General features: G+C 65.5%; 11 protein-coding genes. 6 read left to right on the top strand and 5 right to left on the bottom strand.

Annotated features, from left to right (window positions below; all coding sequences use genetic code 11):
- Positions 1-1,015: 1,015 nt before the first annotated feature.
- Positions 1,016-1,525, bottom strand: coding sequence for a DUF2165 family protein (locus tag F0U63_RS21035; RefSeq protein WP_395847695.1), 510 nt, complete (start codon positions 1,523-1,525; stop codon positions 1,016-1,018).
- A gap of 87 nt (positions 1,526-1,612) precedes the next feature.
- On the opposite strand from F0U63_RS21035, the gene F0U63_RS21030 reads away from it, so the two are divergent.
- On the top strand, positions 1,613-1,981 hold the full coding sequence (locus F0U63_RS21030; protein ID WP_395847694.1) for a hypothetical protein: 369 nt from the start codon (positions 1,613-1,615) through the stop codon (positions 1,979-1,981).
- Positions 1,982-2,085: 104 nt separating this feature from the next.
- Entirely contained in the window at positions 2,086-3,585 is a 1,500-nt protein-coding gene (locus F0U63_RS21025) for an IS1182 family transposase (protein ID WP_395833953.1), read from the top strand.
- A gap of 216 nt (positions 3,586-3,801) precedes the next feature.
- On the opposite strand, the gene F0U63_RS21020 is transcribed toward F0U63_RS21025, so the two are convergent.
- Positions 3,802-4,479 (bottom strand): TetR/AcrR family transcriptional regulator, encoded by a 678-nt coding sequence (locus F0U63_RS21020; protein ID WP_395847693.1) that lies wholly within the window; start codon positions 4,477-4,479, stop codon positions 3,802-3,804.
- 136 nt (positions 4,480-4,615) lie between these two features.
- Here F0U63_RS21020 and F0U63_RS21015 point away from each other — a divergent pair, with 136 nt between their 5' ends.
- The 3 genes from F0U63_RS21015 to F0U63_RS21005 all read left to right on the top strand — a co-directional run bounded on the left by F0U63_RS21015 (position 4,616) and on the right by F0U63_RS21005 (position 7,727).
- Complete coding sequence (locus tag F0U63_RS21015) at positions 4,616-5,521, top strand: NmrA family NAD(P)-binding protein (protein WP_395847692.1); 906 nt, start codon at positions 4,616-4,618, stop codon at positions 5,519-5,521.
- Positions 5,522-5,753: 232 nt separating this feature from the next.
- On the top strand, positions 5,754-6,644 hold the full coding sequence (locus F0U63_RS21010) for an alpha/beta hydrolase (protein WP_395847691.1): 891 nt from the start codon (positions 5,754-5,756) through the stop codon (positions 6,642-6,644).
- 192 nt (positions 6,645-6,836) lie between these two features.
- The gene (locus F0U63_RS21005) at positions 6,837-7,727 is read left to right on the top strand and encodes an alpha/beta fold hydrolase (protein WP_395847690.1); all 891 of its coding nucleotides are present in this window, start codon (positions 6,837-6,839) and stop codon (positions 7,725-7,727) included.
- Positions 7,728-7,781: 54 nt separating this feature from the next.
- Here F0U63_RS21005 and F0U63_RS21000 read toward each other — a convergent pair whose 3' ends face one another.
- The gene (locus tag F0U63_RS21000) at positions 7,782-8,345 is read right to left on the bottom strand and encodes a hypothetical protein (RefSeq protein WP_395847689.1); all 564 of its coding nucleotides are present in this window, start codon (positions 8,343-8,345) and stop codon (positions 7,782-7,784) included.
- A gap of 621 nt (positions 8,346-8,966) precedes the next feature.
- On the opposite strand from F0U63_RS21000, the gene F0U63_RS20995 reads away from it, so the two are divergent.
- Positions 8,967-9,212 carry a hypothetical protein gene (locus F0U63_RS20995; protein WP_395847688.1) on the top strand — a complete coding sequence of 82 codons (246 nt, stop codon included), beginning with the start codon at positions 8,967-8,969 and terminating at the stop codon, positions 9,210-9,212.
- Positions 9,213-9,943: 731 nt separating this feature from the next.
- Here F0U63_RS20995 and F0U63_RS20990 read toward each other — a convergent pair.
- Positions 9,944-11,749: a S8 family serine peptidase gene (locus F0U63_RS20990; protein WP_395847687.1), complete on the bottom strand. Its 1,806-nt coding sequence runs from the start codon at positions 11,747-11,749 to the stop codon at positions 9,944-9,946.
- A gap of 502 nt (positions 11,750-12,251) precedes the next feature.
- Entirely contained in the window at positions 12,252-13,433 is a 1,182-nt protein-coding gene (locus tag F0U63_RS20985) for a DUF418 domain-containing protein (protein WP_395847686.1), read from the bottom strand.
- Positions 13,434-13,485 lie beyond the last annotated feature (52 nt).

Here is a 13,485-nt window from a genome sequence, read left to right as displayed (position 1 = left end):
GGGGAGTGCGTGGAGCTTCTCCAGGACTCTGACGGAGCCGGGGTCAGGGAGGGCCGAACGTTTTGGAAGAAGACACACCAACACGCCCGGGGATCATCCATGCGTTTCAACCCTCTTCGTCCGTTCAACCGTGCACAGGGCGGCCAGTCGGGTGGTCTTCGCAGCCTGTTCCATCGCCGCCAACCCGCTCAGGTCGCTCCCCAGCCCTCCCCGTCCGCGGCCTACGCCCAGAGCATCCCGGCCGACCGCTATGGCGCTCCCCAGTCCTCGGCGCACAATCCCCGCCCTGTCCTGAATCCCCAGAACAAGACTTACGTTCCCTATACACAGAGCCCGAATCGACCGGTCTATGGGAAGATGACCCCCCAGCAGCAAGCGGGGTCCGCGAAGCCCGAGGACGTGCTCGATCCGTCCTCGTGGCGGGTGCCGCAGCGCGTCCGGGTGCCGGTGGGGCCCACGCCGCCCCCCGTGCCTCCTCGCCCGCCCGCCTATTCCCAGGTCTCCGCGCAGAACACGCATCGGCCGGCGTATGGGTACGCGGCCCCTCGGCCGCAGGCGGCCCCGGTCCAAGCGGGGTCCGTGAAACCCGAGGACGTGCTCGATCCGTCCTCGTGGCGGGTGCCGCAGCGCGTCCGGGTGCCGGTGGGGCCCACGCCGCCCCCTCTTCCTCCTCGCCCGCCCGCCTATTCCCAGGTCTCCGCGCAGAGCACGCATCAACCGGCCCTCGACCCCAGGGCGCTGTTCCAGAGCATCCCGGTAGAACCGCTCCTTTCCCCGGGGTTCGGGCTCGGAGGCCCTTCCAGTCACCAGCCGTCCAAAAGCCCTCCGATGAAAACCGCCACGGCATCCGTCGATGTCGTCAGCCCCAGACCCGTGCGGCCCCTGGAAAAGAACATCGTGAACATGGAAAGACTCGCGAGCATGGCGGGCCCCTACTCTGGGTCTCAGGAATGATTTGAAGCCCCAGCGGGACGCATCGGGCGAAGAGAAGGCCTGTTGAGGGTGAGGTTGGCGACTATCCGGTCAGCTCCCCGTCTGGCAGCGCCAGCAGGAGGGTGAACCCGAGCAGCACCTCCGAGAGGTTCATGGCAGCCTGTCTGCCGTTCCAGGTCGAGGACTGCCACATAGCGAACCACTCGCTGCCGACGACGATGAAGCCGAAGAAGAAGAGGACGAGACCCACGGCATAGGCCACGAACCCATAGGTCTTGGCCTGGTTGAACGTTCGCGCATCCGCCTTCAGGTTCCGGTAGAGCTGGTAGGCCCCGGCCCAGGCGAAGGCGGCCAACACGGCCTCGGTGAGAATGATCAACCCATAGGCGAGGGTATGAAGTGTGGGGCTGGTAATGGCACGCCACATCAATTTGTTGCCCTTGAACGTGGTGTCCATCGACAGGACGTGCTGGACGAATGCGTAGTTGGTGCCGTAGTCGGTCAGGTTGCCAACCACCACCACGGAGGCAAAGAGCGCCGTCATCAGCAAGAGCACCATCTTGAGCCAGCGCAAGGCGAGCGTATTGCTCAACGTTTCCTCCCCTTTCAACCCTTGTCCGTGGCGGATGTTACCTCCCCTCGAGGCGTTCACCAGCGCAGGCCGGCGCTCCCAGGGAAGGTGTCAAAGGACTCGTTCCGACACCTCGTCTCCTGCTCCGAGATGCTCAAGCCGAGGCTGGAGCACGAGCCCTTCTCCTACTTCCTGCGGATGGAGAACCTGCTGCCGCGCGAGCAGCGGGTGATGGTGCGCATCCACCTGGTGGCCGAGCCCTTCGTGGACGAGCGGCGGATGTGGATGGAGATGGACTGCTTCGTCCACACGCTGCGGCCCTCGGAGCGCGCGGTCCTCTTCCGTCCGTCCCATCTGGCGACCGTGGTGCGGGAGCGGGGCTGGCCCGCGCACCTGTTGCTGCCCCGGGGCCAGCGCGAGGGCATGCTCTTTCAGCTCGCCCCGGCGCAGGGGCCTGCGCAGAGGGCGTGGTGTTGAGCGCTAGGAGCTTGTCGGAGAATCCCACCGTAGAGGGTGGGCCGGAGGGGTGATGCCCCAGGTGGTCCTTCAGAGGGGAGGCGAGTTCTGGTTGAAGGTGGAGGGTGAGCACCCCGTCGACGAAGAAGCCGGAGCAGGCCGCGCTGTTGGAAGTAGCCACCAAGGAGAAGCCGAGGCGGGAGGAGACGAAGAGCTCCGCCCGGTTCAGCTCGCCGAGGCCGTTCCGGGAGTGGCAACCGGAGCAGGGGCAGTTGCTGCCGCAGTATGCGCGGGAGGTGCTGGGAGAAGGACACCTGGCGAGCTTCTTCGTCGAGCTGCGCAAGGCGCTCGACTTCAGCCCCATCCTGAGTGCGTACACGAAGGAGTGCGGCCAGCCGGCCTACCACCCGGTGATGATGGCGCTGCTGCTCATGTACGCGTACGCACGAGGCATTACGAGCAGCCGGGAGATTGAGAGGCGGTGCGAGACGGACATCGCCTTCCGCTATCTGACGGGAGGAGGGAGGCCCGACCATGACACGGTCTGCGCCTTCCGGGTGAGGCACCTGGAAGCCTTCCGCGCGCTCTTCGTGGACACGCTGAGACTGGCGCGCGGCTCGGGGCTCAAGAAGCTGGGGCATGTGTCGGTGGACGGCACGAAGGTGAAAGCCAATGCCAGCAAGCACAAGGCCATGAGCTACGGACGCATGGAGGAGGCCATGAAGAAGCTGGACGAGCAGATTGACAGGCTATTGGAGCAGGCCGCGGCACTGGATGCCGAGGAGGACAAGCGCTACGGCAAGGGCAGGCGCGGGGACGAGCTGCCCGAGGAGCTGAAGAATCCAGAGAAGCGGGCCGAGCGTCTGCGGCAGGCGGCACGTCAGCTGGAGGCGGAGAAGAAGCGCGAGCTGGCGGCGCAGAAGAAGAAGCGCCGGGAGAAGATTGGCCAGGCCAAGAAGGACTTGGAGAAGGAGGCCCGGGAGAAGGCCGAGGCCCGGGGAGAAAACCCCGAGGAGGCCAGGCCTGGCGAGAAGGCGCAGCGCAATTTCACCGACCCGGACTCCAGAATCATGCCCCGGGCAGGCAGCTTCCAGCAGTCCTACAACGCGCAGGTGGCGGTGGACGCGGACAGCCAATTGATAGTGGCGCAGCAGGTGGGGCAGAGCGGCAACGATGCGCGGCAGCTCGAGCCGATGGTGGAGCAGACGCGCGACAACACGGGGCTGTTGCCCGTGCAGTTGAGCGCGGACTCGGGCTACTTGTGCCAGGAAGACATAGAGAAGGTGCAGGCCCAGGCAGTGGAGTGCTTTGTCGCCACGGGCCGCTCCAAGCACGGACAGGAGCCAGAAGCGGCACCCCGCGGACGCCCGCCCAAGGACTTGAGCTTCAAGGGGCGGATGCAGCGCAAGCTGCTGACGAAGCGAGGCCGTGCGGCCTATGCCCGACGCAAGGTGACGGCCGAGCCCGTCATCGGGCAGGTGAAGAATGGGACGCTGCCGCGCTTCTCTCTGCGGGGTCTGCACAAGGTAAGCGGAGAATTCTCCCTGGCGTGCGCAGTGCACAACCTCAAGAAGCTGTGGCGCAAGGGCAGGCAGTTGCCCGTGCTGGTGGCGCAGCCCGCCTGACGGGCGGGGCCCCACGCCCGTCGAGCCGCGGAGACAGGCACCTCCTGGTGCCTGCTACGCTCGGACGTGCTCCTAGCCGATTCGCCGACAAGCTCCTAGGCCGCAGTTGCCCACAGGCCCAAGCCCCCTGCCTCGCCCCTGAGGGCACAGATGGTTCGAGGAGACACCGCGACGGCGCGGTCCCGTGCCTCGCCGCGCGGGGACGCCCGGCCGGTGCTACTCCCACCCATCGAGCCATCCTCCGCGAGAAAGAAGGTCGATGGCTTCGTCGATGCCGTGGGGGGCCTTCGCCACGAGCTCGTCCAGCTCGTCACCCAGAAGCGCGCGCATTTGATTCGGTACGAACACCAGGTCGATGAACCTGGCGGCGACTGGCAATGCTCGCTCGATGGCCTCGGTGCCTCCTGCTGACTGGCCCGCGATTGCTTCCGCGACGAGTTGTATACCCCGGTCCCGTCCAATGCCGTCCGTGAGCCGAGCGAGCTCCGGCAGGCGATTCGCGGTGGTGATCACCACTCGCATCAGGGCAACCACCCGGGGCTGAAGTGCATGGGCCAGGATGCCGCTCCCCACGGTATGCAACCGCTCGCGCAGCGTCAGGCCGGCAGGGAGGTCCTTGGACGGTACGAGCATGCTCGCGACGTTGTGGCGGATGACCGCGGTGAACAGCTCCTCCTTGTTGGCGTATCGCGCATAGATGCTGGCCTTGCCCGCGCCGGCCTGAACCGCGACCTGATCACAACTCGTCGCATCGAAGCCGAGCTGCAAGAACAAACGTGTCGCCGCCTCCAGGATACGGCGATCGACTTCGCCGGCCTGCTCCGCCGACGGACGACCACCCCGGCCCCTTCGCGCCGCCGGAGCCTTGGGGGGAGAGGTGCTTTTCCCTTGCATGACCGGAGCGCATAGGCTACTTCCCCGCTCATTGCAACTGAACGGCATCGTTCAGTTTCTTCAGCGAGGGGAGTTGTGACGTGGCCAGGATGACGCTCGAGGAGTGGAGCAGCGCGCACGAAGTCGAGGGGACGCCATGAGGGACGGGACTGGCCAGCTCATCGTTCTGGCGGGGGCAACTGGAGACCTGGGCGGACGGCTCGCGAGCGCGTTGACCCGGAGGCACGCGCGGGTTCACGCACTGGTCCGGGTGGGCACTTCGGAGACGAGGAAAGCCGCGGTGCTCGCGACTGGGGCGACCCCCATCGAAGTCGACTTCGACGACGCCGCGGCGCTCGAACGCGCCTGCGCCGGCGCCGCCTGCGTCGTTTCCGTTCTCAACGGGCTGGAACCGACGATCATTGGCCTGCAAAGCCGGCTGCTCGACGCCGCGGTCGCGGCCGGTGTGCCGCGATTCATGCCGTCTGATTTCTCGCTCGACTTCACCAAGACGCGGCCGGGCGACAACCGCAACCTGGACCTGCGTCGCTCGTTCATGGCTCGGGTCGACCAGGCACCCATTCGCGCGCACTCCGTGTTGAATGGGATGTTCATGGATCTGCTGACGGGAGATGCCCCCATCATCCTGCGCAACCGCCGCCGGATCCTCTACTGGGGCAATGCCGATCAGTTGTTGGATTTCACCACGAAGGACGATGTGGCCGATTACACCGCCGACGTCGCCCTGGATGCCGACGCGCCTCGCGTCCTGCGGATCGCCGGACACTCCGCGAGCCCCCATGACCTGGCGGGCATCATGACGCGGCTGAGCGGCCAACGCTACGCGCTGTTCCGGGCGGGCGGGCTGGGGCTGTTCAGTGTTGTCATCAAGATTGCCCGCACGCTCACACCCAAGACGGATGAGCCATTTCCCGCCTGGCAGGGGATGCAATATCTCCGCGACATGTCGAGCGGCCGGGGCAAGCTCTCCCCTCTCGATAATGAACGGTATGGCAAGACGAATTGGACGTCCGTCGAAGACGTCCTCGCCGCCCCCGTGTAACGCCCCCTCCTGACCTGGAGTGATCCTGATGACTGGCCGCATCGAGCCGTAGGTGCGCCGCATCTGTAGCCAGCGATGCACCCTGTTACCCCCTGCTTGCCCGCTCGCAAACCTCATCTTTGGACAGATTGGAGCGCAAGTTGCAGGACGGCTGGCTCGATCACCTGATTATTTGGCAGACGGACCGGCGACTGAATATATCACCTATTCATCGATGGTTGGGGAGCTGCTGATGAGCGAAGAAATCCAGATTGACGTAGGCGATTACAAGATCACTGGAAGAAAGACAGCTGCCTCGCGGGCTGTCGATCGGGACCGTCCCCCCCTGATCATCGCGCTCCACGGCGGCGGCTTCACGTCGGCCTATTTCGATTGCGGTGGATATTCGCTGTTTGATCGCGCATCGGCTGCCGGTTGCCCATCGCTCGGGATTGACCGTCCTGGTTATGGAGCAAGTTCCCGGCTTCCCGAGGGCGATCGTGCGGTCCCGAGGAACGCCGAACTGCTGCAAGCTGTAATCTCTCAAGCCTGGCACAAGCGGGAGTACGACGCCAGCGGCGTTGTGCTGATCGGGCATTCGATCGGGAGTGGCATTGCACTTTACATTGCCAGTCAAGCTACGGACTGGCCGCTCCTTGGCGTCTCATTTTCTGGGCTCGCGGTTTCGGCTCCGTCCCACATTCCTCCCTTCTGGAACGACCGCGGTCCGCACGAGTGGATACATACACCGAGCGAATTCAGGATGGGCCTCATGTTTGGGCCGCCCGGCACTCATCCCCCAGGCGCTCCGGAGCTCAGTGACAGCGTCAGCAAGCCTGTCTGGTGGAGGGAAATCGTCGAGATGTACACCCTGTGGCCGGAAGAGTTCTCCGATGTCTGTTCGAGAGTTCGCGTGCCGGTCCACTATCGCCAGGGTGACCATGACGCTCTTTGGGCGAATGGGCAGCACGAACTCGATCGTTTTGCCAGGGCCTTTACCCACGCCCCGTCCGTCGATGCCGGATTCGTCTCCAACAGCGGACATTGTATAGATTTCCACCTCGCAGGCAAAGCCTTCCACGAAGAGCAAATCGCGTTCGCGATCGACTGCTCGGCCCGACTTGAATCCGGGGCAGCACAATAGTCTTCTCGAGCAGGTGCTCTTGCGATTTCGGATACCCCATCCGGAGCAGCGAATGGCTCAAAGCGGCGAAGCGACGGCGGAGCCGCTCCTGAACTTCTTCGGCGGCCTCAACCGCGTGAGGACATTCGATCATCCCCGCGGGCGCGGCGAGCTTTCGAGCTTCGCAGTGCCCACCCCAACAGAGGATCCACGATGGAGACGAGACAAACAGAGCTGTCCCGGCGCAGCCTGCTGGCGATGGCCGGCTTGACGGCGGCCGCCGTGAGTGTGGGCCGCGGCGGCGCGAACGCGGCAACCCCGGCGGTCGCCCGGCTTTTCTACACGGAGACGGGCACCGCCACTGGCAAGAACGTCATGCTCCTGCATGGGTGGACCTGCGACTCCCACGATTGGAGCTGGCAGTTGCCCGCGTTGGAAAGCAGGTACCGCGTGGTCGCCGTCGACCTGCGCGGGCATGGCCGCTCCGAGGTCATGCGCCCGGGCGCGTATGCGCCCGCCAACTACGTGGCGGATATCGAGTCGCTGATTTCGAGCAAATACCCGGGCCAGAAGTTCATCCTCATGGGGCATTCGATGGGGGCGCAGATCGCCGCCCGCCTTGCCGCTCAGCGGCCCGACCTGGTGAGCGCCGTGGTGTCCGTCGATGGCTCGCTCGGGCTCTCGGACGAGCTCACGCCGCTGTTCCAGAAGACGGTAGCCGAACTGGTCTCTGGCGACCCCGGCGTCGTCGCACCGGCCTTGTTCCAGGGCTTCTATGACCCGGCCACCGACCCCGGCTACAAGCGCTGGCACGCGCGGCGCGCGCAGGGCACGCCGGCGCACGTGGTGCGGGAATCCTTCGGCCCACTGTTCCTGGGGGCTGGGCAAGTCGGGGTGGGCGTGGCCAGCGGGGATTTCTGCCGGAGCCTCACGGTGCCTGTCTACCACCTGTGCCGAGACCCGGCGCAGGCCGATCGCATGCGTCCATGGTTCTCGCGGCCCAAATCCAAGGTGGATGTCTGGGGCCAGGCGGGGCACTGGATCATGCAGGACCGCCACGCCGAGGTGAACGCGGCGGTGACGGCCTGGATCGACGCGCTCTAGCCCATATCGAGTGCCCGCCGACTGCGCTGGCGTACGAGGACTTCCTCGTCGACGTCAGGCGTTCCGGTTTCGCGCGGTGATGTTCCCCGGGAGCGGGGTGTCGCGGGTCACGACCAAACTCAACTGCAACATGGCATCCCCCATCCAGTGGGGGTCGCTGGAGTACTGCGTCAGGGCATTGGCGACGTCACCCGGGTTCTGGGCCTTGGCCAGGGTGTCGATGAACGCATCGCCCCTGTTTCGGACCTGAAAACCGTTGGGTGTGATCTTGTCCATCTTCGCCACGTAGTCGCGGGCGCACTGGGACAGTTGCGTCATCTGGTCCGGGGTGAACGACAGATGGATGTCGTTCTCCTTGTCGAACTGGTGCTGATCGACCCGGTAGGACTGGGCGTAAGACGCCTCGATGCCGCCCTCCATGCCCTTCATGAACAGGGTGAATTTCTGCTTCGAGTAGTCCTCCTGGCCATTGGCGTCGATGTGGCGCTCGTCTGTGCGCGCCCAGGGGAGCCTTGCCTGGGCAATGGAAACGGGGGTAGAAGCACGGGGTATGACGTTTCGAGTAGGAGTCTCCGGAATGACCTGCCATGTCATGGGGCTCGGCGTGCTGGTCGCCACGGTGGTTCACGCCCAGGCGGTGGCGCCAGCTACACCTCCAGCTCCGTCCATGCCAGTGTCTGTTCCCCGGTACGTCCCCGCGGGAGCGGGGGCACCCAGGGTGGGCCAGCCGGGCGAGCAAATCGCGCCCATCGACCGCTCGCCGAACACGCGAGTGCTTCCTCTGACAGGTGAGCTGGGGGTTTGGGCTGCGGACGAGGTGAAGGCCATCAAAAAGAGGCCCAGGCCCCCACCTGTTGAAACAATAGACGAACTCCTTGTCGCCACGGCCAGCCCGGGTGCCCCGGCGGCACCGGGCTGCCGGGAGAGGCTAAGACGAGCATCGTTGGCCTCTGGCCGCGAGGAGGCGCGTCGTAACTTGCCACCTAAAGTCCGTGAATGCATAACTGCTCGTCTACTCATGCACTGTGTCAGCAGTCAGTCGGGTGATGTCGAGACACGGGCGAGCCTGACGCCCAAACTACCGGGCGTCGACTTCGCGAGGGCGCATCTTCAAGAGGTCCAGACTGCCCTTTTCTGGCAAATGCGACGGTGCGACGGCTTCCTCAGCTTGCCAGACCTGGAGATTATCTTCAGCGAGATTGTCGCTGCGTTTGACAGACAGCGCCCGAGGGGGGATAGATGAAGTCGGTCGAATCCGTCCGCTGGCTTCTCGCGATGCGCGCTGCCATTCGCGCCAGGGCTGAACGTGACGCCGTCAAGTTTGAGGCGCTTTCCAAAGACCCTGCGCTCGAGCGCGAGGCCTTGGAAAAGTTTCCCGATGAGCCATTTTTGCACCAGCAACTGCAAGCGATGCTCGAAAACGATCGTATTCTGGCGAGGAATGGAATTTTTTTGTCCGATTCCGAAGTCTGGGACGAACTCTAGCCCGCCCCGGCCCCGGCCCCGAGAGGGTGTCAAAGAACTCGAGGGACAGGGTCCGGCACAACCCGCGGCGGGAAGGAGAAAGGCGGAAAGGGCGCGGAGAAATCCCCTCGCCCCTAGCGAGCCGCCGCCTCTCGGAACGCCGCGACGACTCCCACCACCTCGCTTACCTCCGCGCTGGGACGCAGCAACAGCCGTCCCTGGAAGCAACTGGACGTGACAGGGTGGTCTTCGCAGCCTGTTCCATCGCCGCCAACCCGCTCAGGTCGCTCCCCAGCCCTCCCCGTCCGCGGCCTACCCCAGAGCATCCCGGCCGACCGCTATGGCGCTCCCCAGTCCTCGGCGCACAATCCCCGCCCTGTCCTGAATCCCCAGAACAAGACTTACGTTCCCTATACACAGAGCCCGAATCGACCGGTCTATGGGAAGATGACCCAAAACCGCCACGGCATCCGTCGATGTCGTCAGCCCCAGACCCGTGCGGCCCCTGGAAAAGAACATCGTGAACATGGAAAGACTCGCGAGCATGGCGGACCCCTACTCTGGGTCTCAGGAATGATTTGAAGCCCCAGCGGGACGCATCGGGCGAAGACCCGGAGAAGACCCGCACTCCATCCCCCGCCGTTGGGACCCCGCCTCCGTCCACGCTGACAGACTGGAGAAGGGGTCCCAAGGGGCACTTGCCCGATGCAACGGACAAGCGCCCTCGCTCCTGAGCACCGCAGGTGTTTCCGCTACGGAGTACCGAAGCGCTTGCGGTACTCCGAGGACGCGATGATGCCGTTGACGACGCCGGTGTAATCACCCGTCGAGTTCAGGTAGTTGTACCAGTAGAGACCCCCGTCGGGGTCAAATTGGCGCTGAAGGAAGAGCTTGTAGCAGTACGTGACAAAGGCGTCATTGTAGTTGGACGATGACGGGTTGAGCTGCGGGTACAGCGCCCGGCTCTCCGGCGACTCGAGGATGTTGCGCGCGATGCTGGCCCGGGTGGAGGCCAGGCACGCCGCGTTGCCGTTGCACGAGTTCAAGGAACCCACGTAGAAATTCAACCCAGAGGCATCGGGCTTGCGCCTGAGCACATCGAAGAACAGCTGCTGCACGAAGAAGCTCGGCTCGTCGATGCGGTTGGTCGATCCGTAGGCAATCGCGGCATTCACGGCCGCGGCGGCGTCGACGATTCCGATGCCACACCCCGTGCAACTGGCCGGGAAAGGCTTGGACGAAGAGCGCAACAACGAGGTCACCGCGTCGACGGCCAGCGACGGGTTGGCCGACAACATCAGCGCCGCCACGCCCGCCACGTGCGGCGCGGCCATCGAGGTGCCGGAGAGGTAGCTCAACTTGTCGCTCCCCGGGACGGTGGTTCCCGTGTTGTGCGTCGAATAGATACCCTCTCCGGGAGCCGCGAGCGCCACCGTCGGACCGTAGTTCGAGAACGAGGACCTGGAGCCCGACGGGCTCACGGAGGCAACGGTGAGCACTCCCGGGCAGTTGGCCGGCGCGGTATTGGCGGCGTCCACGCCGGCGTTGCCCGCGGCAACGACCACGACCGCCCCCTTGTTCCGGGCTTTGGTGATCGCATCGAAGTAGTCCAGATAGGCACCCACCCCGCAGGTGCCAGGGCCCCCCAGCGACAGATTGATCACGCGCGCGGGGGTCGCGTTGGTTGGCACCCCGGCGATCGGAAGGCCCGCGGCCCACTCGATGCCATCCGCGATGTCCGAAGCGTAACCGCCGCACATGCCGAGCACGCGCACCGGCAGGATCTTGGCGCCATAGGCCACGCCCGCGATATCCCTGCCATTGTTCGTCACCGCGCCGATGGTGCCGGCCACGTGCGTCCCGTGCCACGAGCTGGTCTGTCTGTTGGGGTCGCTGGTGCACCAGTCGCCCGGATCCCGTGCGTCGCTGTCGCGTCCATCGCCGTCATTGGGGGATACTCCCGGGAGATAGGGGTTTATCGTGATGAAGTCGTACCCCCCCAGGAGGTTGGCGGCCAGGTCGGCGTGAGGGCGGTAGCCCGTATCCACCACCGCGACGACCACGCCGGCCCCGTTGGTGCGGTCCCATGCGGCGGGGACGTTGATGCCCGCCGGGGTGCCAGGGTAGAGATCCGGTTGATAGGCGTAGCCCGGATCGTTCGGCACCATCGTCGGCCGCATGATGAGGTCCGGCTCGGCGAACTTCACCTCCGGGTCGGCCAGGGCGATCTGCTTCGCCAGCGCCAGGGCCTCCTCATACGTCATCTTCCGGCCCATGGACCACACCTGAGCCCCCCGCCCGTTGGTGTGCTGCTGCCTGGCGGTCAAGCCGCGTTGGAGGGCCGCGTCGATGACACGGCGGCTCGCCAACAGCGCGGCGTCGGGGGTTTTCCGGGCCGCGGCATGGTCGTGGTAGCGAACGATGATGCGATCCGTGGGATACGGCGACGCCGCGGCCGGGACACCTGACTCCTTGGCACGGGAACCCGCCGGCGGAGAAACCTCCGCCTTGGCGTCCTGGCTCGAGGACCCAAAGGCAATCAGGGGTGTCAGCGTCAAGAGGGCAGCGAGGCCCCTCGAGCGAGAATGGATAAAAGAGCGCATCGTCATGACAACCATCCCTTCCTGTAAGACTGTAAACGTTCACTGCGTCAGGTGGCGGCGAGGAGCACCAGGGCCTGAGGAGGGAGGGCCCTGCCGGCCATCTTCAGGTTGTTGCACGCGACGGCTGGCCATTGAGTCTCCCTTTCAACTCGAATGAGCCAACGAGGAGGAAACTGATGCATAAAATCGTTGGATTGCTGGGAAAACGATTTGTACTCGCTCAGACCGTCCACGCGCACCAACAGCACTACACCTGGGGCGAATAAGAAGGCCTGTTGGGGGTGAGGGCTGGTGTAGAGGGGCCGAGAAGGGCCGCCGCCGGGGCCAGCAAGGCCAGGGAAGGTGTCAAAGGACTCGTTCCGACACCTCGTCTCCTACAAATCGTCTGACACCCTTTCGGACACCCTTTCGGCCGCTCAAGGTTCCGTCTTCTGGCTCACCGGTGGAGTGGCGGGGTTCACTCGCCGGGCTGCCCGACGGGTGACACACGCGCACGGAGCGAGAAGTCCCCGCGCGCGAGGCCTCGCCAGAGCGCCTCGAGCGGCCCGCGCCCGAAGTACCTCGACCAGAGGCTGGCAAGCAGCACCTGCAGCGCCCAGAAGACGAACGCGGCGAGCAGAAGCGCCGAGCGGCTCCACGTCCCGAAGGCGCCAAGGCCGTGCCCTCCGAAGACCAGCGTTCCGACGACCGACTGCATCAGGTAGGCGGTGAACGCGACCCGGCCGAGGGAAGCGATGGCACGCGTGGGCGCGGCACGCGCGAAGCGCCGGGCCAGCCCGACCACCGTGCACCCGATCGCGATGGCCAGAGGCACCGCCCCCACCTCGTGCAGCACCTGCGCGAACACCCAGGCACGTGGTGAAAACCCCCCGGCAAGCTGCACCGCCAGGCCCGCCGAGGTGGATGCGAGACCGAGCACCCAGAGCAGCAGCACGGCCCGCGGCGACGCGAAGTGCCCCTCGAACATCCCTCGCTGAAGGCCAGCCATGCCGAGCAGCATGCACCCCGCCGCCCTCCAGCCCGTCTCGTAGATGAGCGCGGAGGTCTGGCCCTCGAAGGCCAGCTTCGCCCGGACGGGTAGCTGTGTCATCCAGTCGCCCCTGAAGGCCGCGAGCTCCCCCGCGACCGAGCGTGCATCGAGGTGCTCGAGGAGCACTCCGAGCAGGGAGGGCGGGAGGTGATCGAACGCGAGGGCGGTCACCAGCGCGATCGCTGGCCCGACCGAAACCAGCGCGAGGCCGAGGCGCAGCTGCCGCCCGGGGGGCCATGACCGCGCGCCGACGACGAGCATGCCGACGACGCCGTAGGTGAACAGGATGTCGCCGTACCAGACGGCGTAGGCATGCAACAGCCCGAAGACGATCAGCCACGCGAGCCGACGGCGCGGGCTCGTGGCGTCGCCCCCGAGCACGAGCGACGCGCCGAAGAGCATGGCGAACAGGTTGAGGAACTTGAAATCGAAGAGGAGGCGACCGAGCGACCAGGCAAGACCGTCGACGCCGTCGAGCGCTCCGAACACGGTGGGATTCAGATAGGCCGCGAGGGGCATCGCGAATGACTGGACGTTCATCACGAGGATGCCGAGCAGGCAGAAGCCCCGCAGGGCATCGAGTGTGGTGAGGCGGGCACGCTGGTTCATACGATGGAGATTATGAAAGAATGCTCGCATTCAAGACTCGCGGCCGGCTCGC

The organism is Cystobacter fuscus (assembly GCF_044360685.1).
GTDB classification, from domain to species: domain Bacteria; phylum Myxococcota; class Myxococcia; order Myxococcales; family Myxococcaceae; genus Cystobacter; species Cystobacter fuscus_C.
This window is presented reverse-complemented; position numbering and strand designations above follow the sequence as displayed.

Bases quoted from the DNA above. Each gene is read 5' to 3' on its own strand.
- F0U63_RS21020 (WP_395847693.1), bottom strand. From the start codon at position 4,479: ATGCAAGGGAAAAGCACCTCTCCCCCCAAGGCTCCGGCGGCGCGAAGG.
- F0U63_RS21015 (WP_395847692.1), top strand. From the start codon at position 4,616: ATGAGGGACGGGACTGGCCAGCTCATCGTTCTGGCGGGGGCAACTGGA.
- F0U63_RS21010 (WP_395847691.1), top strand. From the start codon at position 5,754: ATGAGCGAAGAAATCCAGATTGACGTAGGCGATTACAAGATCACTGGA.
- F0U63_RS21005 (WP_395847690.1), top strand. From the start codon at position 6,837: ATGGAGACGAGACAAACAGAGCTGTCCCGGCGCAGCCTGCTGGCGATG.
- F0U63_RS20995 (WP_395847688.1), top strand. From the start codon at position 8,967: ATGAAGTCGGTCGAATCCGTCCGCTGGCTTCTCGCGATGCGCGCTGCC.
- F0U63_RS20985 (WP_395847686.1), bottom strand. From the start codon at position 13,433: ATGAACCAGCGTGCCCGCCTCACCACACTCGATGCCCTGCGGGGCTTC.